This is a genomic window from Comamonas granuli NBRC 101663, assembly GCF_000739995.1.
Classification (GTDB): domain Bacteria; phylum Pseudomonadota; class Gammaproteobacteria; order Burkholderiales; family Burkholderiaceae_C; genus Simplicispira; species Simplicispira granuli.
The window spans coordinates 1-1259 of record NZ_BBJX01000028.1 but is presented as its reverse complement, the minus strand read 5'-3'; the positions used below and the strand labels follow the sequence as shown (position 1 = coordinate 1259).

The following is a 1259-nucleotide window of genomic DNA, read 5'->3' as shown; positions in this document are numbered from 1 at the left end:
GAGCGTCTTTTCGCTACTTATTTGATAGCTGCCAGCGCTTTCCTGTAAAGCGCTGAGGCCCAAAATCTTCCTGACCGCCGTACCGCGAGGTACCGGCGGTTTTTTTTCGCCCTCGGTATCAACCCTTACAAACATATTGTAGATATGCTGTTAATATATTTACCAGCACAGCCCCACCGGGCGCTACCGTTTCACCACCCACAGGAGTTCCATCCATGTCCCTCCCCCGCTGGCAAGGCATCTTCCCCGCCGTCACCACCAAGTTCCACACCGACGAGCGCATCGACGCCGAAGGCACGGCGCGCCACATCGACTTCCAGATCCGCAACGGCATCCATGGCGTCGTCACCTGCGGCTCGCTGGGCGAGGCCAGCACGCTTTCGCTCGAAGAAAAACTCGAGGTCGCGCGCATCGCCCTGGAGGCCAGCGGCGGCCGCGTGCCCGTGGTGGCCAACGTGTCGGAAACCAGCACGCGCGACGCGCTGCGCTACATCGACGCCGCCAACAAGCTGGGCGTGGCCGGCTACATGGTCATGCCCTCGGTCATCTACGTGGCCGACGCCCGCGAGGCCATGGCCAATGTGCGCGCCATGGCCCAGGCCGCGCAAAAGCCCATCATGGTCTACAACAACCCCGTGGCCTACCGCGTGGACCTCAAGCCCGAGCACATGCTGGAGCTGGCCGACTGCGAATACATCACCTCCGTCAAGGAAAGCACGGGCGACATCCGCCGCATCACCGACCTGCGCAACACCGTGGGCGAGCGCTACCAGATCTTCTGCGGCGTGGACGACCTGGCCTATGAAGCCCTGGCCCTGGGCGCCGACGGCCTGGTGGCCGGCGTGGGCTGCGCCTTCCCGCGCGAGACCGTGGCCCTGTACGACCTGATGAAGGCCGGCAAGTTTGCCGAAGCGCTCAAGCTCTACCAGTGGATGACGCCCATGCTGCACCTGGACGTCTCGACCAAGCTGGTGCAAAACCTCAAGCTCATCGACGCCCTGGTGGGCGTGGGCACCGAGCACGTGCGCCTGCCGCGCATGCCGCTGGTGGGCGAGGAGCGCGCCTTCATCACCGCCGTGGTGCAAAAGGCCCTGGCCAGCCGCCCCGCCCAGTACCGTTCGGTGGACTGAACATGCTCTGAATGCAGGGCGGCGTCCACGCCGCCCTGCCCCACCCAAGCCCAAGACGCCATGGATACCCGCACCTCCCCGCTCTCGCTGCTCAAAGACCCTTCGCTGCTGAAGACCGACGGCCTCATC

At 64.6% G+C, this 1259-nt stretch carries 1 protein-coding gene; it reads left to right on the top strand.

Annotated elements, in window-relative coordinates; translation table 11 throughout:
- The first annotated feature begins 215 nt into the window (after positions 1 to 215).
- Entirely contained in the window at positions 216 to 1130 is a 915-nt protein-coding gene (locus CGR01S_RS16040; protein ID WP_042429694.1) for a dihydrodipicolinate synthase family protein, read from the top strand.
- Positions 1131 to 1259: the final 129 nt, after the last annotated feature.